At 64.3% G+C, this 21,555-nt stretch carries 3 protein-coding genes; all 3 read left to right on the top strand.

The window, feature by feature from the left end:
* Nucleotides 1-262: 262 nt before the first annotated feature.
* From M0D65_RS27435 to M0D65_RS27425, 3 genes are read left to right on the top strand one after another with little or no spacing between them, the layout of a single operon-like run.
* Nucleotides 263-4,735 carry a beta-ketoacyl synthase N-terminal-like domain-containing protein gene (locus tag M0D65_RS27435; RefSeq protein WP_266255377.1) on the top strand — a complete coding sequence of 1,491 codons (4,473 nt, stop codon included), beginning with the start codon at nt 263-265 and terminating at the stop codon, nt 4,733-4,735.
* On the top strand, nt 4,732-8,067 hold the full coding sequence (locus M0D65_RS27430) for a type I polyketide synthase (protein ID WP_266255376.1): 3,336 nt from the start codon (nt 4,732-4,734) through the stop codon (nt 8,065-8,067). Before M0D65_RS27435 ends, M0D65_RS27430 begins: the two co-directional genes overlap by 4 nt.
* A complete protein-coding gene (locus M0D65_RS27425; protein WP_266255375.1) occupies nt 8,064-21,545 on the top strand; it encodes a non-ribosomal peptide synthetase/type I polyketide synthase in 13,482 nt (4,493 codons plus the stop codon). The genes M0D65_RS27430 and M0D65_RS27425 overlap by 4 nt, the downstream gene beginning before the upstream one ends.
* The last annotated feature ends 10 nt before the right edge of the window (nt 21,546-21,555 follow it).

The following is a 21,555-nucleotide window of genomic DNA, read 5'->3' as shown; positions in this document are numbered from 1 at the left end:
TCTATTCACGCGATTAATTTCCGAAAAGACCAACGAACCCGACGCGTTGTCCCGCATTTCCGGTGCAGACATCGTGTTGTCGAGATGCTCTAATTTCTACAGGAAAATCGGCCCCGTGCAAGACGGCGGCACGATAGCAAACGCAATCTGCGCCTGACACATGCTCGCAAGACGACCTGTCATCGCCCGTCGGAAAAACCGCGCGTGGCTTCAACGGTAGCGTGCATTCAAATCAACGCTCAGCCTACAACAAAGGTTCAGCATGTTTCCCGACAGAAAATTCAGAACTGTTACGGAATTACTGCGGTTTCGCGGCAATAACGCGTCGGACCAGACAGCGTTTATTTTTCTCGATAACGGCGAATCCGAATTAGCGCGTCTCACGTTCGGCGATCTCGACAGGCGTGCGCGCGGCATCGCCGCGCGACTGCAAGGCATGGCACAACCGGGCGATCGTGTCCTGCTGGTGTATCCGCCTGGACTGGAGTTCATCAGCGCGTGGGTTGGGTGCCTGTATGCCGGATTGATCGGTGTGCCGGCTTATCCGCCGCGCAAGAATCGTCCCGCCGACCGCCTCAAGTCCATCGTCACCGATGCCACACCGATCGTCGCGCTGACCGACGCAGCGACGCTCGATGGTATGGAGCATCGCGCGGATGGCTATTCGGAAACGCTCGAACTGAACATTCTCGCGACCGATGACGGGTTCGATGCGCCGCTCGAGCAGTGGCGCGAACCGGAGATCACGCCGCAGACGCTGGCGCTGCTGCAATACACGTCGGGCTCCACGGGTACGCCTAAAGGCGTGATGATCAGTCACGCAAACATTCTGAGCAACGTCGAAGTCATCACCGAGGCTAACGATTGCGACGCGTCGACCGTGTTCGTGAGCTGGCTGCCTGTGTTCCACGACATGGGTTTCTTCGGCAAGGTGCTGCTGCCGATCTATCTCGGTGTGCTGTCGGTGTTGATGGCACCGGCGGCGTTCGTGCAGAAACCGGTCCGCTGGCTGAACGCGATCACGAAGTATCGCGGCACGCACTGCGCCGCGCCGGATTTCGCCTATGACCTGTGCGCACGCAAAGTGTCCGACGAAGCCAAAGCGCAGCTCGATCTGAGCAGCTGGCGCGTGGCATTCAACGGTGCGGAACCGGTGCGCGCCGAAACCGTGGCGCGGTTCACGCAGGCATTCGCTTCGTGCGGCTTCGAGGCGGAAACCATGCGACCGGTCTACGGGATGGCCGAAGCGACTCTATTCATCTCCGGTCAACCGGCCCGCTCGCGGCCCCTCGTCGTGGACTTCGACGCCGACGATCTCGCCCAGGGTGTCGCGACGAAAAGCACTCAGGGCAAGCTCCATGCGCTGGTTTCCTGCGGCCGGGTCTGGGCGGAACACCGCCTGCGCATCGTGAACGCCGATAGCGGTGTGCGCTGCGCGCCCGGACAGATCGGCGAAATCTGGTTGAGCGGCCCGAGCGTCGGCGTCGGCTACTGGAACCGGGCCGAGGAAACCGAACACACGTTTCGCGCGAAGCTCAGCGACGACGACTCGGCCTATATGCGCACCGGCGACCTCGGCTTTGTCGACGGCGAGGATCTCTTTGTCACCGGTCGGTTGAAAGACCTGATCATCGTCGCCGGGCGCAATCACTATCCGCAGGATCTCGAGCAATCGGCGGAAGCCTGTCACCCCGCGCTGACGCCGAGCGCATCGGCTGCGTTCTCGATCAATGTCGATAACGTCGAGCGGGTGGTCATAGCGTGCGAAGTGCGTCGCGAAGCGCTCAACACCTTGAACGCGGAAGCAGTCGCCGCCGAAATCCGCCGCACGCTTGCCGAAGTGCATGACGTCGATCTGTACGCGGCGGTCCTGTTGCGGCCCGCTACGATCCTGCGGACCTCCAGCGGAAAAATTCAAAGGCGCCGGACGCGCGATGCATTCCTGAGCGGACAGGGTCTCGCCATCGCGGGCGAGTGGCGCCGTTCGTTTGCCGCGGAGCATGTGCAACCCGCGGCCGTTGCGTCAGCAACTACAGCAACCGCTGCAACCCCCGCAGCTTCTCCAGTCACCACGCGCGATAGCAAAACCCTCGTGCAATGGTTCATCGAGCATGTCTCGCGGCTCGCGGGAATCGCGCCTGCCGGCATCGACCCCGATGCACCGTTCAGCGCTTACGGGCTCGAATCGAAGGACGCCATCGCATTGTCCGGCGAGTTGCAGGACTGGCTTGGTGTGCCGATCGCGCCTACCGTCGTCTACGATTTTCCGAGCATCTCGATCCTCGCCCGCCATTTGAGCGGCACCACGAACGATTCGTCGGACAGCGCCTCCACCTCTACCGGAACGCGGCCCGATATCGCGATCGTCGGCATGGGCTGCCGTTTCCCCGGTGCGAATAACCCCGCGGAATTCTGGCAACTGCTACAGGAAGGCCGCGATGCAGTCGGCGCCTCGAAGAAACGCGCCGACGATCTGCCGACCACCGGATTGCTGGACCAGATCGACCAGTTCGATGCCGAGTTCTTCGGCATCAGCGCCCGCGAAGCCGAGACGATGGACCCGCAGCAGCGCCTGCTGCTGGAAGTCGCGTGGGAAACGCTCGAGCACGCGGGAACCGCCCCCCGGGATCTCGCAGGCGCACAGACTGCCGTGATCGTCGGCATCAGCAATACGGACTACATCCGTCTCGCGCAGCAGGAAGCCGCGGATGTCGGCCCCTATGTCGCGACCGGCAATGCGCTCAGCGTGGCCGCTAACCGCATTTCCTACACGCTCGATCTGCGCGGCCCGAGCTGGGCCGTGGATACCGCGTGTTCGTCGTCGCTCGTCGCCGTTCATCAGGCGTGCCGCGCGTTGCTGCGCGGTGAGTGCGACGCCGCGCTGGCCGGCGGCGCCAATCTGATTCTGGCGCCGCAACTAAGCGCCTCGTTCACGCAATCGGGCATGCTCTCGCCCGACGGCCGATGCAAGGCGTTCGACGCGTCAGCGAACGGCTACGTGCGCGGCGAAGGTGTCGGCATGGTGTTGCTCAAGCGTCTCGACGACGCGCTCGCGAACGGCGACACGGTTTTCGCCGTGATCCGTGGCTCGGCGGTGAACCAGGACGGGCGCAGCAATGGCCTGACCGCACCGAACGGTCCGGCCCAGCAAGCCGTGATTCGCAGCGCGCAGCACGATGCCGGCGTACGGCCGCAGGACATCGGCTACGTCGAGGCGCACGGTACCGGCACGCCGCTCGGCGATCCGATCGAACTGAACTCGCTGACAGCTGTGCTGAGCGAGTCGCGTCGGCCGGACGATGTCTGCTGGATCGGCTCGGTCAAGACCAACATCGGGCATCTGGAGTCGGCGGCGGGCATCGCGAGTCTGATCAAGACCGCGCTTACGCTGCATCATCGCGAGATTCCGCCGAATCTCCATTACCGCACGCTCAATCCGCACATCGCGCTCGACAACACGCCGTTCCGGATCCCGCAGCAGGTCACGCCGTGGCATTCGGAACACGCGCCGCGTATTGCCGGTGTGAGTTCGTTCGGGTTCGGCGGCACCAATGCGCACGTGATCCTGTCGGAAGCGCCGCGGCCGATAGAAGAGATCGAAGCCGATTCGACGACGACGTCGGTGGCAAGCCTCGTGACGCTTTCCGCGCGCACGCCCGAAGCATTGCAGGCGCTGGCAGCGTCCTACGCGGCGTATCTCGACGCGAATCCTCAAGTCTGTGTGCAGGATTTCGCGTTCACCACCAACACCGGACGCACACACTTCGCGCGGCGTGGCGCCATCGTCGCATCGAGTCGCGACACGTTGCGAGCGCAACTGGATGCGCTCGCGGCAAGTGCCGCCACCGAAACCCCGCCTTCGGTAACGTTCCACTTCGCAACCGACGACGGTGCGAGCGCTGAAGCCGTTCGACAACTGCTGTCGGTCAGCCCGACATTCCGTGCCTTGTTGCACCGGCACTGCGAGACGCCCGAACTCGCCGCGCCCGACGCACTATACGTAGCGTTCCAGCAGGCGCTCGCACAACTATGGATCTCCTTCGGCATCACACCGGACGCCATCAGTAGCGCAGGCGCTGGACAACGTGCCGCAGCGTCGTTCACAGACGTGCCGCAAACGCCAGAAAGCAGCACAGCAGCCACTCAAAACATCGTCATCGAGATCGGCGCACAGGCAGGCACATGGGACGCCATCCTGCACAAACTCGGCGAGCTCTACGTGCGCGGCGCAACCATCGACTGGAACGCCTTCGAGCATGACCACCCACGCCGGCGGCTCGCCCTGCCGACCTACCCGTTCGAGCGTCGCCGCTTCTGGATCACGCCACGCGAGCCGCAACATCCGCTGCTCGGCCGCCTCATGGAACAGCAAGCGCATTTGCCCACGACATGGACCTGGGAATCGCGTTTCGACGCACCGGCCACCACGTTCCTCAGCGGTCATCGCATCAAAGGGGCGCCTGTCCTGCCCTATTCCGCCTATGTGGAAATGGCACTGGCGGCCACCTCGCAGATCGGTTCGGCCAGTCACACCACGCTGAAAGACCTCGCGCTGCACGCGCCGCTGTCGCTGCGCGAGCACGAATCGCACACCGTGCAGACCGTGCTGAGCCGCGAGTCGTTCGGGCCGTTTTCGTTTGCCGTCTATCACCGGATCGAGGACACGGGCGCTGCCGCGCAATGGCAGATGTGCGCCAGCGCCGAAATTCACGAATCGGATCGGAGCCACGTATGAAGTTCGGCTTGATGTTCTTCGCCAGCAGTGAAGAGGCGTTGTCCGGCAACAAGTACCAACTGGTCATGGAAAGTGCCCGCTTCGCCGATGCGAACGGTTTTTCCAGCGTCTGGGTACCGGAGCGCCATTTCACCGAGTTCGGCTCGCTGTACCCGAATCCCGCGGTCCTGCATGCCGCGCTCGCCGCTTCCACCAAACGCGTGAAACTGCTCGCGGGCAGCGTGGTCGCCGCGTTGCACAACCCGATCCGGATCGCGGAAGAGTGGTCGATGGTGGACAACCTCTCGAACGGTCGCGTGGGCATTTCGTTCGCCTCGGGATGGAATCCCGACGACTTCGTGTTCTGCCCGGAGAAGTACGCGACCCGGCAGGACGAAATGCTGACCAATATGCGTGCGGTTCAGCATCTGTGGCGCGGCGGCATGCTCGACGCGCAAAACGGCAATGGCAAACCGGTGCAGTTGCGGATCTATCCGACGCCCGTGCAACCGGAGCTGCCGGTCTGGGTGACTGCCGCTGGCAATCCGCAGACATTCGTGCGCGCCGGTGAAGTCGGCGCGAACCTGCTGACCCACGTGCTCGATCAGGATCGCGATCAGCTCGCGCACAAGATCAAGCTTTACCGCGAAGCACGCGCGCAGCACGGCTTCGATCCGGCTACCGGCATCGTCTCCGTGATGCTGCACACGTTTGTCGGCGCAGACCCGGTACTCGTGCGCGAGCAGGCACGCGCGCCGTTCTGCAACTACATCCGCAGCAATATCGGTCTGTTGAATGGACTCGCGCAAAGCCGCGGTCAAACGGTGGACGTGCGCAGCATGGGCGCGCGCGAACTGGACGAGTTCGTCAATTTCCTCTATGAACGCTTCGCGCAATCGCGCGGCCTGATCGGCACGCCGGAAACCGGTGTCGCGCTGGTGCGCGATCTGGAATCGATCGGTGTCGATGAAGTGGCGTGTCTGCTCGACTTCGGTCCGTCGGCGGATCTGATCCTCAGTAATCTGCCGCATTTGCTCCGGCTGCGCGAGATGTGCGCGCCAAAGCGTGTCGTTCCTCAGGGCAAGTTCGACCCGGCTCCGGTGCAGGCTCGCTGCACCGATATCGTTTCGGGCGCGGACTTCAATGGCGAAATCCAGCAACACGGCGTGCAGATCGACGGCGTGTTCCACGCAATCGAACAGATCTGGCGCAGTGCCGGCGAAGCGCTCGGAAAAATCAGTCTGCCCATCGATGCGCTCGCATCGTCGCAATACGAAGTCCATCCCGCGTTTCTCGACGCCTGCAGTCGTGTGCTCGCCGCCGCTATCGATACCGACGCGCTGGACGCGAACGGCATCTATCTGCCGAGCTCGATCGGTGCGGTACGTGTTCATCATCAACCGTCGGCGCCCGACGCGTGGAGTCATGCCACGGTGCGCCAATCGACCGCACAGGGCACGCTCGAAGGCGATATCCGCGTCTATGACCTCGCCGGAAAACTGCTGATCGAAATCGACGCGCTGCGGCTGCAGCACGTGCATTCCGCGCAACCGGTCGAGCGTCATGAGTTTGCGCCGCTGCTGTATCAGCGTGTCTGGAGAGCATCGAGCGTCGAGGCGACAACCGCCGGCGCGGCTGCGGCTTCGGCTGGCGAATGGCTGATCTTCGCAGACCGCGGTGGTGTTGCTAAAAAAGTCGCGGCGTTGCTCGAAGGCACCGGCAATACGTGCTCGTTGCACTACGTCGACGACACGCTCGCCCTACCCGAGCTCGACCGGCCGCTGAAAGGCATCCTGCATCTGTGGAGTCTCGATCTCGCGCTTGCCGACAGCGCGACGAGAAAACATGTCAGCACGAGTGTGCTGCACCTGGTCAGAACGCTCGCATCGGGTGACGCGGCAGCGCGGCAAACGCGTCTGTGGCTGGTGACGTCGGGCGCGATGCCGATACTCGACGGCGAAGCGACGGCTGTGTCACAAGCCCCGCTGTGGGGCCTGGGCCGCGCGATCGCCGTCGAGCACACCGCGATGTGGGGCGGCCTGATCGACCTCGATCCCGCGCAGCAGTCCGCCACGCACATCGTGGAAACGCTGCAGGCTGCCGGCCGCGAAGACATGATCGCGTTCCGCCACGGACAGCGTTACGTAGCGCGTATCGCCCGCGACGATCGCGAGTTCGTCAGCCACCGCCCGATCCGCTTCCACGCCGATGCAACCTACCTGGTAACCGGCGGCCTCGGCGGACTCGGTTTGCGGCTCGCATCCTGGCTCACCGCGAACGGTGCCGGCAAAGTCGTGCTGCTCGGGCGCGGCGAGCCGAAACCCGCGGCCGAAAAGATTCTGCGCACGCTCGACGCTCATGTCGTGCGCGCCGATCTGTCGCAGCGCAAAGACGTCGCCGCGGCGATCGACGAGATCGCTCGCTCGATGCCGCCGCTCAAGGGCGTGTTCCATCTGGCCGGTGCGCTCGACGATGCGCTGCTCACGCGTCAGGACGACGATTTCTTCCATCGCGCCGGTAGCGGTAAAGCCGACGGTGCGTGGTACCTGCACGAGCTGACTTCAGACCTACCGCTCGACCACTTCGTCCTGTTCTCTTCGATGGCCTCGCTGCTCACGATGCCGGGCCAGGGCAACTACGCCGCCGCGAATGGCTTCCTCGACGCGCTCGCACATCACCGTCGCGCGCAGGGAAAACCGGGGCTCAGCGTCAACTGGGGACCATGGGCCGAGATCGGCCACGCCGCCACCGACTACGGGCGTCGCGCGCACGAACAGCTCGCCGGATTCGGCGTCACGCCGTTGCCGCCCGAGCTGGCCATTGCCGCGCTCGAACGATTGATGGCGTCAGGCGTCGCCCAGTCTGGGGTGGCCAAGATCGACTGGCCGACCTTGTTCCGCGTCGATGCACCAGCCGCGCAGTCGGCGCTCTTCTCCGAACTCGCGCAACCGGCCGCACAGCCGGCGCAGCAAGAAACGGAATTGCTCGCGCAGCTCAAGTCATGCGCCCCACGCGAGCGGCTCGAACTGGTCACGAGCACGCTCTCGCAGATGCTCGTCAAGACGCTGCGGCTGTCGCGTCCCGACGCGATTCCGCCGGGTCAATCGCTGTTCGATCTCGGTCTCGATTCGCTGATCGCGCTCGAACTGACTGACCGCATTACGAAGGTGTTCGGCAGACCGTTCCGCGCCACGCTGTTCTTCTCGTACCCGAATTTGCAATCGCTCGCCCAGTACATCCTCAACGAACTGTCGCCGTCGCTGCCTGCTGCCGTTGTCGAGGAAGCCTCCGACGAAGACCTCAGTGAGGACGAGCTGTCCGAACTGATTGCCCAGGAGATCGGCGCCCAATGAACTCCAAAGCCACCACAGCGCTGAAAGCCGCGCTCGACGAACTGCGCCTGCGGCGCGCGGAAATCGCGGCACTGCGTTCGGATCGTAACGAACCGATCGCCGTCATCGGTATGGCCTGCCGTTTTCCGGGCGCGAGCGATACGCCCGATGCGTTCTGGCAACTGCTCGATAACGCACGCGATGCCGTCACCGAAGTGCCGCGCGAGCGCTGGGACATCGATCGCTACTACGATGCGGACCCCGCTACACCCGGCAAGATGGCGACTCGCCATGGTGCCTTTATCGAGCGCGTCGATGAATTCGACGCCGCGTTCTTCGGTATTGCGCCGCGCGAAGCGACGTATCTGGACCCGCAACAACGGCTGCTGCTCGAAGTAGCCTGGGAGGCGCTCGAAAACGCCCATCTAGCCCCCGAGCGCTTCAGGCAATCGCCCACGAGCGTGTACGTCGGCATCACCTGCTTCGATCACGCGATCCAGGTGTCCAGCGCGTCGACGCCGTCGAGCAGCTACGCGGGCACCGGTAGCGCATTGAACATGGCCGCGGGCCGGCTGTCGTTCGTGCTCGGTCTTACCGGCCCAAGCATGGCTATCGATACGGCGTGCTCGTCGTCGCTGGTCTGTCTGCACCTCGCGTGCGAGAGCCTGCGTTCGCGCGAAAGCAACATGGCGCTCGCGGGCGGCGTCAATCTCATGCTCTCGCCCGAGGTCATGATCAGTTTCTCGCAAGCCCGCATGCTGTCGCCGGATGGACACTGCAAGACCTTCGATGCATCCGCGGACGGCTACGTGCGCGGCGAAGGCTGCGGCATGGTGGTGCTGAAGCGCCTCTCCGACGCGCTCGCCGACGGCGACCGTGTGCTCGGCATCGTGCGCGGCACAGCCGTCGACCAGGGCGGTGCGGGCGGCGGACTGACCGTTCCGAGCCGCGATTCGCAAGAGCGTGTGATCCGTCGCGCGCTGAATCAAGCTGGCCTCGTGCCCGGCGACATCTCCTACGTCGAAGCTCACGGCACCGGCACGTCGCTCGGCGATCCGATCGAGGTCGAAGCACTGGCCGGCGTTTATGGACCGGGACGCGCGGCCGCCGAGCCGCTCATGATCGGTTCGGTCAAAACCAATATCGGGCATCTGGAATCGGCGTCCGGCATCGCCGGGCTGATCAAGGTCCTGCTGTCGTTCGAGCACGACCGGATTCCCGCGCATCTACATTTCAGGCAGCCGAATCCGCACACGCCGTGGCAGGACATCCCCATCCGCGTCGCCGCCGATCCGGTTACGTGGCAGCGCGGCGAACGCAAGCGGGTCGCAGGGCTAAGCGCATTTGGATTTAGCGGCACGAATGCCCACGCCATCATCGAGGAACCGCCTGTCGCTAGCGCGCACGATGCGCAACGAGCAGTTCTGCTGCTGTCGGCGAGATCGGAGACGGCGCTGAGCGCGCTGGTACAACGCTACGAGAGCGTGCTCGCGAGCGCAGCGCCGCAGGAGTTGTTCGCGATCAGTCGCGCTGCGGCCACAGGACGTAGTCACTATCCGTTCCGTGCGGCGTGGACATCGTCGGGTGTGACACAGGTTGCGACGGAAGCCGCGCGCACAGGTAAAGCCTCGCGCATGGGCTTCAGCTTCGGCTTGGCCCTCGACCCGCAGGAAACGAGCGTCGCAGATATCGCGCGCGAACTCCACGCAACGGAGCCGCATTTCCGCGCAGCCTTCGATCGTTGTGCGGTCCCGCTGAGCGCACTCGATACCGACGCGGGTCGCTTTGCCATCGACTTCGCCTGGGCCGAACTGTGGAAGGCGTGGGGTATTCAATCGTACGTCGTGTCGGGCCATGGCATCGGCGCGTATGTCGCGGCTTGCGTCGCGGGTGTCGTGAGCGTCACCGACGCGCTGCGCCTGGTCGCCGTGCGATCCGATACCGAGGCACTGCGTACAACGCTTCAGGACGTAGTACTTACACGTCCCTCGGTCCGCCTGATCTCCGCGCATTCCGGCGCCGAAGTAACCGACGAGGCCACGAATCCGCAGTACTGGTTGCAGCATGCCGCTTCGTCGAGTCAGAGCGAAGCGCCGCGCAGGGCCGAAGAACTCGCCGCCGCCGATGGCTGGTTGCCGGCGCCCTGCTCCGGCTCCGCCCTGGAGCAGGCAATCGCGAGCCTGTACGTGCAAGGCTGGCACTTCGACTGGAGCGCGTTGTTCCCGACGTCCGCCCAGCCCGTCACGACCTTGCCGAACTATCCGTTCGAACGGCAGCGTTTCAGTCTCGGGGAAACCCAGTCGCCGACCGTCGGTATGGATGCCGCCAGCATCCAGGAAGCGTTGCGACAACTGAAGAAGTCCGGCAAGTATTCGGACGAGTTGCTGGCCACGTTCCCGGAATTGTTGCAAACCGCATTCGCTCCGGTCGAAACCGCTGCCTCCTCGGATGCACACCCGCTCTATCACGTGGTGTGGGAACAGCAAGCCGCGCTACCGGTGGCCGAGTTCGCTGGCGAGCCCTCTTCGTGGCTGATCTTCGCGGACGAGAGCGGTGTCGGCGAGCGCTTTGCGACGCTGCTGCGCGAGCGCGGTGCGTCCTGCTCGCTGGTTCGCCCTGGCAGCAAATACGGTGAACGCAAAGACGGCGCCTGGTACGTCGATCCGGCGAAGGCTGAACATTTCGTCCGCTTGCTGAAGGACGCAGCGGTCCCAGGACAGCGCATCGTCTTCCTGTGGGCGCTCGACGAAGTGGTCGGTGCGGCGCGCATGTCGACGGCCTTCCTGCATCTCGTGCGCGCACTGGGTGGTAACGAACGCGAGTGGGCGCCGCAAACCCGCCCGAAGATCTGGGTGGTCACGCGCGACGCGGTCGAAGCCGGCGAAACGCCGCTCGTATCGGGGCTCGCGCAGTCCGCGCTGGTGGGTCTCGCACGCGGCGCGATGATCGAGCATCCGGAATTGTTTGGCACCGCCATCGATCTCGATCCGGCTGCACCGGAGGACGAAACACAGGCGCTGCTGCAGGAGGTGCTCGGCGAGAGTCGCGAAGAACAGGTCGCCCTGCGGCACGACGCGCGCTATGTCGCACGACTGAGCCAGCTCGCTCAAGCCGAAACAAGCGCACTACAGATCGACCCGGAAGCGGCGTACCTGATCACCGGCGGTTTCGGCGCACTTGGATTGCACACCGCCAGATGGCTGGCAGCGCACGGCGCGGGCACCTTGATCCTGGTCGGCAGACAAGGCGCGGGGAGCGAGGAAAGCCAGCGCGCAATTGCCGAACTGCACGACCAGAACGTGACCGTGCGGTGCGAGCGCCTCGATATCGCCGACTCCACCGCCGTCGAAGCTTTCTTCGCCGCGCTCCAGCGCGAAGGCGTGCCGCTGCGCGGCATCGTGCACGCGGCCGGTGTCATTGGCTACAAGCCGATCCTGCAGGTCGAGCGCGAAGAACTTGAAGCCGTGCTGCAGCCGAAGGTAGCCGGCGCCTGGCTGCTCCATCAGCACAGCGAGCCGTTCCCGCTCGACTTCTTCATTCTCTTTTCTTCGATCGCCTCCGCATGGGGTTCGCGCGATCAGGCGCACTACAGCGCCGCGAACCGGTTCCTCGATGCGCTCGCGCATCATCGCCGCAACCTCGGCTTGCCGGCCCTGAGCCTGAACTGGGGACCGTGGGCAGAAGGCGGCATGACCTTCCCCGAAGCCGAAGCGTTGCTGCGGCGTGTCGGTATCCGGACACTCGCGGCCGAGCGTGCACTCGACGTGCTCGATCATCTCCCGCTCGTGCCCCAGGTCGCCGTCGTCGATATCGACCTCGCGTTGTTCCAGGGTTCCTACGAGGCGCGCGGACCGAAGCCGTTCCTCGACCGCGTGCGGGTCGGTGCAGCCCCTGCGAGCAAGCTTGCGATGCCCGCCTTGATGAGCGATAAATCGCCGCGCGAACGCAAGCGTCTGCTCGCGGAGATCATCGAACGAGCGGTGGCTCAGGTGCTCGGCTTCGGCTCGACGGCGCTGAACCGCGATCTCGGCTTCTTCGAGATGGGCATGGATTCGATCATGGCGCTCGACCTGCGCACGCAACTCGAAAAAACGCTGGGCACCGCGTTGTCGGTTGCGCTGCTGTTCGATCATCCGACGGTCAACGCGCTCGCCGATTTTCTCGTGGAGCAGTCGTCGGCCACGGCACCCGATGCGCCTGTAGCACCTGTGGTAGCCGCGTCGACGCAACCGGCAACGCAAGCTCCGGCGACACGCGAAGCCGGCACGCCCGAACCGATCGCGATCGTCGGTATGAGCTGCCGCTTTCCGGGCGCCGCACGCGACCTCGACGCCTACTGGCAACTGCTCAGCAACGGCGTCGATGCGATTACCGAAGTGCCGCGCGAGCGCTGGAATATCGACGCGTACTACGATGCCGATCCGGAAGCGCCGGGTCGCATGTATTGCCGCTCCGGTGGCTTTATCGACGACGTCGACCAGTTCGACCCGGCATTTTTCCGCATCACGCCGCGCGAAGCGGCCGCGATGGACCCGCAGCAGCGTCTGCTGCTCGAAGTCAGTCACGAAGCGCTCGAACACGCGGGCATTCCTGTCGACAGTCTCAAGGGCAGCCGGACCGGTGTCTTCGTCGGCATCACCACCAACGATTACGCGAACCTGCAGCTCAACAACGGCGACGGCAGCGGCATTGACGGTTACTTCTTCACCGGCAATCCGCTCAACACGGCGGCCGGTCGCATCTCCTACGGTCTTGGCGTACATGGCCCGAGCATGGCGATCGATACCGCCTGTTCCTCGTCGCTCACGGCGATTCATACGGCCAGCCAGAACCTGCGCGCGGGCGACTGCGATCTCGCGATCGCTGGCGGCGTCAATCTGATCCTCTCGCCCGATAACTCGATCGCGGTCTCGCGCACGCGGGCACTGGCGCCGGACGGCCATTGCAAAACCTTCGATGCGGCCGCAGATGGTTTCGTACGCAGCGAAGGCTGTGGCGCACTGGTACTCAAGCGTCTGTCGGATGCGCAGGCTGCCGGCGATCGCGTGCTCGCCGTGATTCGCGGTTCGGCGGTCAACCACGACGGTGCGTCGAGCGGCTTTACCGCGCCCAATGGACGCGCCCAGGAAGAAGTCATTCGCAAGGCGCTGGGCGGCATTCCCGCTGCATCCATCGATTACGTGGAAGCCCACGGCACCGGCACTCCCCTCGGCGATCCGGTCGAAGTGCAGGCACTCGCGACCGTGTTCGGTCCCGACCGCGACGCGAGTCGGCGGCTACGCGTCGGCTCGGTGAAAACGAATATCGGCCACGCGGAATCGGCCGCCGGTATCGCGGGGGTCATCAAGGTCGTGCTGTCGCTGAACCACGACCGCATTCCCGCGCACCTGCATTTCCGCAATCCGAGCCCGCTGGTGCGCTGGAACGAGATTCCCATCGAGGTCTGCGCCGAAGCCAGCGACTGGCTGCCTGGCGACCAGCCGCGCCGAGCCGGTGTCAGCGCGTTCGGCGCGAGCGGCACCAACGCTCACCTGGTGCTCGAAGAAGCGCCCGCACCGGCACTGCAAGCAACGCCGTCGCGCCACAAGGTGCATCCGCTGGTCCTGTCGGCGAAGACGCCCGCGGCACTGCGCGAGCTCGCTGGGCGTTATCAGCGGCAGCTCGAAGCCGAACCTGCGCTCGATGTCGCGGCGGTCGCGTTCTCGGCGTCGACGGGTCGCTCGCATTTTGCGCATCGGCTGGCACTACCGGTGTCGTCGATCGAAGACGCGATCGAAAAGCTGCGCGACTTTCAGGCGAAGCAGACGAAGGAATCCACCGGTGCCTCATCGGCCAACACTTCGCAACCCAACACACGGGTGAAGATGGCGTTCCTGTTCACCGGCCAGGGTTCGCAATACGCCGGCATGGGGCGCCGCCTGTACGACGCGTACCCCGTGTTCCGCGCGGCCATCGACCGCTGCCGCGCAGTCGCCGATCCGCTGCTCGCCAAACCGCTGCTCGATGTGTTGTCCGCCCAGAACGAGGACATCCATCAGACCGGCTACAGCCAGCCCGCGCTGTTCTCGCTGCAATTCGCACTGACCACCTTGCTCGCGTCGTTCGGCGTCGTGCCCGATGCCGTGATGGGACACAGCGTCGGCGAGTACGCGGCAGCCTGCGCCGCCGGCATCTTCTCGCCGGAAGATGGCCTGCGCTTGATCATCGAGCGCGGTCGGCTCATGCAGGCGTTGCCGCACGGCGGTGAAATGGCGGCGATCTTCGCCGACCTCGCGACTGTCGAGCGCGCAATCGCAGCCTATCCGCACGACATCGCCGTCGCCGCCGTCAACGGTCCCGCCAGCATCGTGATCTCCGGCAAACGCGAGAGCATCGCGAAGGTCATCGAAGCGTTCGCAGCACTTGAAGTACGCTCGGTGCCGCTCAACACCTCGCACGCGTTTCACTCGCAGCTGGTCGAGCCGATGCTGGACAGCTTCCAGGCCGTGGCGAAAGCCGTTCACACGAATCCTCCGGCGATCCCGTTCTATTCCAATCTCACGGGCACCGCGCTCGACGAGGCGCCCACCGACGAGTACTGGCGCCGTCACTGCCGCGAGCCGGTGCAGTTCGCGAGCAGCGTCGAGCGTCTCGCCGAAGCCGGCTTCAACCTGCTCGTCGAAATCGGTCCGAAGCCGGTGCTCGCGAATATGGCGCGTGCCTGCTGCGCAGCGGACGCCGGCATCCAGTTCCTTAGCCTGCAGCGACCGCAGGTGGAGCAGCAAGCCCTCGTTGAAACTCTTTTGAATCTGTATGCCCGCGGCGTGAATGTCGCCTGGGCCTCTGCCGAAACGCCTGCGCTCAGGCGTGTTTCATTGCCTTCCTATCCCTTCCAACGCAGTCGTACCTGGTTCCAGATCCAGAAAGCGGACAAGCCCATGACTCAGACAAGCGCACTCTCCATCGCCGAACCGCTGCCCATCGACCGCAGCGCCGAGGTTCTCGAATGGCTTCGCGGCAAGATCGGCGAATTGATCCAGGCCGATCCTGCCAGCATCAATATCGAACTCCCCTTCCTCGAGATGGGCGCCGACTCGATCATCCTGATCGAAGCGATCCGTCACATCGAAAAGCAGTACGGCGTGAAGCTCGTCATGCGCCGGTTCTTCGAAGACCTGGCGACCGTGCAGGCACTGGCCGAGTATGTCGCCGAGAACCTGCCGCAAGAGGTGCCGGAAGCGGTGCAAGTCGTCGAGGCTGCACCGGTAGCGGACGCAGTCGAGGTAGCTTCGTCCACCGCAGTGGTTGCGCCGGTCGCACATGTAACACCACTCACGCTCGTCCCGACCGGGTTGCCGGCTGCCGAAGGCGGCTCCGCAGTGGAACGCGTGTTGCGCGAGCAGAACCAGTTGTTGTCGCAGGTCATGAGCCAGCAGATGGATCTGCTGCGCACGTCCCTGACGGGTCAGGTCGAAGTGCGGCAGACGGTCGCTGCGCAAGCCATCGCGAGCACGGTGCTCAAGGCGGCCGTTGCAGTGCCGGCGCCGACTGCCGTGAAAGCGGTCGCGCCCGTAGCGAAGGCGACGCCTGCCGCTGCGACTGCACCTGCTGCAGAAGCCCCGCGCAAACCGATGATGCCGTGGGGTAGCCCCGTCGAACAACGCGCGCGCGGTCTGTCCGCCGTACAGCAGGAACACCTTGAATCGCTGATCGTGCGCTACACCACGCGCACGAAGAAATCGAAGGAATCGGTGCAGGCGTCGCGCTCGGTGCTGGCCGATAGCCGCGCCACGGTCGGCTTCCGTTTCTCGACCAAGGAAATGCTGTATCCGATCGTCGGTGATCGCGCGGCCGGTTCGCGGCTGTGGGATATCGACGGCAACGAGTACATCGACTTCACGATGGGCTTCGGTGTGCATCTGTTCGGCCATACGCCGGACTTCATCGAGAAGCAGGTCACGCGCGAATGGCAACGTCCGCTCGAACTGGGCGCACGCTCCGCGCTTGTCGGCGAAGTGGCCAAGCGTTTTGCGCGCGTCACCGGTCTCGATCGCGTTGCGTTCTCGAACACCGGCACCGAAGCGGTCATGACCGCGATGCGCCTCGCGCGTGCGGTAACGGGGCGCGACAAGATCGTGATGTTCACGCACTCGTATCACGGCCACGCAGACGGCACGCTCGCCGCGGCGAACGCGGAAGGTGTCACCGAAGGCATCGCGCCGGGCGTGCCGTTCGGTTCGATCGAGAACATGGTTCTGCTCGACTACGGCACCGACGCGGCGCTTGAAGCGATCCGCGGGATGTCGTCGGAGATCGCCGCGGTGATGGTGGAGCCGGTGCAAAGCCGTAACCCGTCGCTGCAACCGGTCGCGTTCCTCAAGGAACTGCGCCGCATCACCGAAGAAGCTGGCGTCGCGCTGATTTTCGACGAAATGATCACGGGCTTCCGCGTCCATCCGGGCGGCTCGCAGGCCATCTTCGGCATCAAGGCCGACCTCGCGACGTACGGGAAGATTATCGGCGGCGGTCTGCCGCTTGGTGTGATCGCCGGCACGCGACGCTTCATGGACTGCATCGACGGTGGCATGTGGGAGTACGGCGACCACTCGTTCCCGGCTGCCGACCGTACCGCATTCGGCGGCACGTTCTGTCAGTATCCGCTCGCCATGGCGGCCGCACTGTCAGTGCTCGAGCATATCGAACAGGAAGGCCCGGAACTGCAGGCGAAGCTCAACGACCGGACCGCGCAGATCGCCGAGACGCTGAATGCGTTCTTCAAGGAAGCCGAAGCACCGATCAAGGTGACCTGGTTCGGTTCGATGTTCCGCTTCGAGTTCACCGAGAACCTCGACCTGTTCTTCTATCACATGCTCGAAAAGGGCATCTACATCTGGGAATGGCGTACCTGCTTCCTGTCGACCGCGCATACGGACGCCGATGTCGATCGCTTCATCCGTGCGGTGAAAGACAGCGTCGCCGACCTGCGCCGCGGCGGCTTCATCCGGCCGCACTCGAAGCACGGCACCGTCGCTGCGCTGAGCGAAGCACAACGCCAGTTGTGGGTTCTGTCGGAAGTCGATCCGGAAGGCTCGCTCGCCTATAACGTCAACACCACGCTCGAACTGAACGGCAAGCTCGACGAGCCGGCCATTCGTGCTGCTGTACAGGGTCTGGTCGATCGGCATGAAGCGCTGCGCACTACGCTGACGCCGGACGGCTCCGGCCAGATCGTGCATCCCACGTTGACGCTGCAGATTCCGTTGATCGACACGGATCAGGATGCCTGGCGCGAAAGCGAAAGCCGTCAGCCGTTCGATCTCGTGAACGGCCCGCTGTTTCGTGCCGCGCTCGTGCGTGTGAACAGCGAACGTCATCTGCTGGTGATGACCGCGCATCACATCATCTGCGACGGCTCCACGTTCGGCATTCTGCTAGAGGACCTGGCGCTCGCGTACGCCGGCGCTGCACCGGCCGCCGCGCCGCTGCAGTTTCGCGACTACCTGAAGCAGGTCGACGCGCAGCGCAACAGCCCGGAGATGAAAGCGAATCGCGCGTACTGGCTCGCGCAATCCGCCGACGAGGCCGAACCGCTCAACCTTCCACTGGACTATCCCAGGCCCCCGGTAAAGGCGTTTCATGGCGAGCGGGTTTCGCTGCATCTGGACGCAACCTCGGCGGCATCGCTGCGCACGGCCGCTCGCAAGAACGGCTGCACGCTGTACATGATGCTGCTCGCGGGCTTCAATCTGTTTCTGCATCGCGTTGCCGGGCAGAACAGGATCGTCACCGGTATTCCGGTGACCGGTCGCTCGGTGAGCGGTAGCGATCGACTCGCGGGCTACTGCACGCACTTGCTACCGCTGCGCTCGACGCTGCCGCACGATGCCACCGTGAAGAGCTTCCTCGCCGGCACGCGACAGAGCTTGCTCGATGCGCTCGATCATCAGGACTTTCCGTTCGCCGAACTGGTGCGCGAAATCGGCGCACAGCGCGATCTCAACGCTGCGCCGCTGGTATCGGTGGTATTCAATCTGGAGCCGGTGTCGGCATTGCCCGAACTGCCCGGCCTCAAGCTCGATCTGGTCGCGCCGCTGATCCGCTATACCGCCTTCGATCTGAACGTCAACGTCCTCGATGCGGGCGAGGAACTGCTGATCGATTGCGACTACAACACGGATCTGTTCGAAGCGAGCACCGTGCAGCGTCTGCTCGGCATCTACCGGAAACTGCTGACGAGTCTTGCCGACGATACGACGGCCGCCGTGGCGAAGCTGCCGTTGCTCGATGCTGCGGCGCGCGACACGCTGACGGTCGAGTGGAATCGCACCGAGACGGATTTCGGTGCGGCCGGTGAGCAGCCGTTACATCGTTTGTTCGAACAGCAGGTCGAGCGCACACCTGAAGCCATCGCCGCCGTCTTCGAGGATGCGTCGCTGACCTACGCCGAACTCAACGTTCGCGCGAATCGCCTCGCGCATCGTCTTATCGAACTCGGCGTCGTGCCCGATGCGCTCGTCGGTGTCTCGATGGAGCGTTCGCTCGACATGATCGTTGCCCTGCTTGCAGTGCTCAAGGCAGGTGGCGCCTATGTCCCGGTCGATCCGGATTACCCCGCCGATCGCGTGCGCTTCATGATCGATAACGCGCAACTGCGCTGGCTCCTGACGCAGCAGCATCTGCTGCCGGCGTTGCCTGAGATCGCGGCGCAATTGATTGTGGTTGATCGCGATGCAGCGGATATTGCCGCCGCGCCCGCGACGAACCCGACAGCAGCGCTTACCGGCGACAACCTCGCCTACATGATCTACACCTCCGGCTCGACCGGCCGGCCCAAGGGCGCTCTCAACACGCATCGCGCCGCGACCAACCGCATCGTCTGGATGCAGCACGCGTACGGTCTCGACGCGCAGGATAGCGTCCTGCAGAAGACTCCGTTCAGCTTCGACGTCTCGGTGTGGGAATTCTTCTGGCCGCTGATCGCCGGCGCCCGCCTCGTGTTTGCGCGCCCCGGCGGCCAGCGCGAGGCCGACTATCTGATCGACCTGATCGAGCGCGAACAGATCACCACCGCGCACTTCGTGCCTTCGATGCTGCGTGCGTTCCTCGATCAACCCGACGTCGAGCGCAGCACGTCGCTGCGGCGCGTGGTGTGCAGCGGCGAGGCCCTGCCCTTCGATCTGCAACAGCGTTTCTTCGAACGTCTGGATGCGCAGCTGTACAACCTCTACGGCCCGACTGAAGCCGCCGTCGACGTCACCGCGTGGGAGTGCCGGCGCAACGACGTGCATCGCACGGTCTCGATCGGCAAGCCGATTGCCAATGCGCGCCTCTATATCGTCGATGCACAGATGCAGCCGGTGCCGGTCGGTATCGCGGGCGAACTGCTGATCGGCGGTGTGCCGGTTGGGCGTGGCTACTACGGCGAACCTGAACTGAGCGCGGCGAAGTTCATCGCCGATCCGTTCTCAAGCAATCCGCAGGACCGGCTCTATCGCACCGGCGATCTCGCGCGCTACCGGCCCGACGGTAATGTCGAGTTCCTCGGTCGCATCGATCACCAGATCAAGCTGCGCGGCCTGCGTATCGAACTCGGCGAAATCGAGGCCACGCTAGCGTCGCATCCGTGGGTCGATGCAGCGATCGTCGCCGTACGTGGCGAAGGCGACGACGAGAAACTCGTCGCGTGGCTGCTGTCCGCGCGTCCCGAAGCCGAACTGATCGGCGCAGTACGCGGCCACCTGCAGCAGCGTCTGCCCGATTACATGGTGCCGTCCGCGTTCGTCGTTCTCACTGCGTTCGAACATCTGCCCAACGGCAAACTCGATCGCGCGAGCCTGCCCGAGCCGACGAGCGATCTGCACCACTTCGCACCCGACAACGAACTCGAAGCGCAGCTCACGGCTATCTGGCGCGAAGTGCTCGGCAAGACGCAGATCAGCACGACGGCCAATTTCTTCGAACTGGGCGGCAATTCGATCACTGCGACGAAGATCGCCGCGCGCATCCGTCGCGATCTGCATGTGAAGCTCGAAATCCGCAGCATGTTTTCGCACCCGACTATTTCGAGCCTCGCGAAACGCATTGCCCATACGCAACCTATCGATTACGCCCCGGTGACACCGTTGCCGGCGCAAACGAATTACGAACTCTCGCCGGCCCAGACACGGCTGTGGGTTCAGGATCGCCTCAGCGGCGCGCAGGCCGGTGGCCCGTTGCCTGCCTCGCTGCTGTTCGAAGGTGTGCTCGACGTCGACGCACTCGTGCGCTCGTTCCGCGCACTCAGCGAACGCCACGAAATCCTGCGTACACGCTTCGTCCTCGCAGGCAATCAACCGCTGCAACAGGTGCTGCCGCCCAGCGAAGCCGCCTTTCCGGTCGAGGTCGTGGACCTGCAGGAAGCCGCCGATCGCGATGCCCAGGTCAAGACAATCGAAGCGCGCGAACTACTCGCCCCGATGGATCTCGCCACCGGACCGCTGTTCCGCGTCAAGCTGCTGCGCCTCTCCGAAATCCGTCACGTCTGCATCTGCACGATGCATCACATCGTCAGCGACGGCTGGTCCACCGAAGTGCTGCTCGACGACCTGTCGCAGATCTATAACGCGTTCATCCAGCGTCAGGACAATCCGCTACCCGCACTGTCGATCCAGTACAAGGACTACGCCGGCTGGCTGAACCGGCTGCTTGCCGGGCCGGAAGGCGCGCGCATGAAGGATTACTGGTTGACGCGACTCGGTGGCGGTCTGCGTGCACTGGACCTGCCGGGCGACGTCGAGCAACCTGCCGCACCGAGCTGGAAGACCTGGCAGTTCGAACTGCCGGCCGCGACGACGACGGCACTCGAAGCGCTCGGCAAGCGCCATGGCGGCACCTTGTTCATCGCGTTGCAGTCGGCGATCAAGGCGCTGTTCTATCGCCGCTCGGGCCAGGAAGACATCGTGATCGGTACGCCGGTTGCGGGCCGCGAACTACCCGAACTCGAATCGCAGGTCGGCCCCTACCTGAACGTGCTCGCGTTGCGCGATCGCGTCGCCGGCGACGATCACTTCGATACGCTGCTCGGTCGCGTGCGCGACACCACCATCGAAGCGTTCTCCAACCAGTTGTATCCGCTCGACCGCCTGATCGACGAGCTGCATATCAAGCGCGTGCCGGGACGCAATCCGCTGTTCGATATCGGCTTGACGTTGCAGAACCAGCGGCAAGACGCCGTCGACCGCTACGCGGGACAGGTGCGCATCTCCGAGCGGCCGAACCACGACCTGCAGGGCGCGAATGCCGAAGCCGCCACCCATTTCTGGTTCCTCGCCGAGCCGCGCGCCGAGGGTCTTGCGATCAGCGTCGTCTATAACGGCGGCCTCTTCAGCGAGTCGCTCGTACACGACCTCGCCGGCGAACTGACATCGATCGTCGACGAAGTGCTCGCCAACCCGCGAGTACGCATCCGCAACCTGACCCTGGGCCAGCGCGCGCTGCGTGCCGAGACCGGCCAGCTTGCCGTCGAACTCAGCGCGTTCTAAGGAGCATCGA

Origin of the sequence: Paraburkholderia sp. CHISQ3, from assembly GCF_030464945.1 — a bacterium.
In the GTDB taxonomy this organism is placed as follows: Bacteria; Pseudomonadota; Gammaproteobacteria; order Burkholderiales; family Burkholderiaceae; genus Paraburkholderia; species Paraburkholderia megapolitana.
The sequence above is the reverse complement of the archived record's forward strand: the minus strand, read 5'-3'. Positions and strand labels throughout refer to the sequence as shown.

Coding starts and splice junctions, on each gene's coding strand:
- M0D65_RS27435 (WP_266255377.1), top strand. CDS start 263: ATGTTTCCCGACAGAAAATTCAGAACTGTTACGGAATTACTGCGGTTT.
- M0D65_RS27430 (WP_266255376.1), top strand. CDS start 4,732: ATGAAGTTCGGCTTGATGTTCTTCGCCAGCAGTGAAGAGGCGTTGTCC.
- M0D65_RS27425 (WP_266255375.1), top strand. CDS start 8,064: ATGAACTCCAAAGCCACCACAGCGCTGAAAGCCGCGCTCGACGAACTG.